This window comes from Lysinibacillus sp. RU7 (genome assembly GCF_057837305.1).
In genome coordinates this window covers 1-259 of record NZ_JBYQFK010000172.1, presented here as the reverse complement: position 1 = coordinate 259, position 259 = coordinate 1, and the positions used below count along the sequence as shown (strand labels likewise).

Genomic DNA, 259 nt, shown 5'->3' with positions numbered 1-259 from the left:
CAGTATTTGTCCTTCCAGTCGATGAATTTCATCAATTTTAAGGATCTGAAACTGTGAAAATTAATAAAGATATACGTACATTTATAGATAATAAGCAGATTCCCTCTGTGAAAACATCTGAGATCACAGCATCGTTTAAAACATCAATGGAAAACCAAAGCAGCAAAATGAAGCTTGATCAGCTTACCAGGCTGTTATCTGATATAGAAGCATTTGGAAAAAGGCTAACGAAATCTCGGAATTTTAAAGACTTAGCGAG

At 34.4% G+C, this 259-nt stretch carries 1 protein-coding gene; it reads left to right on the top strand.

Translation table 11 applies throughout. The features are described from left to right. Positions 1-53: 53 nt before the first annotated feature. On the top strand, positions 54-259 hold a 206-nt coding region (locus tag AC3II9_RS21970), incomplete at its 3' end, for a DUF327 family protein (protein ID WP_489158840.1).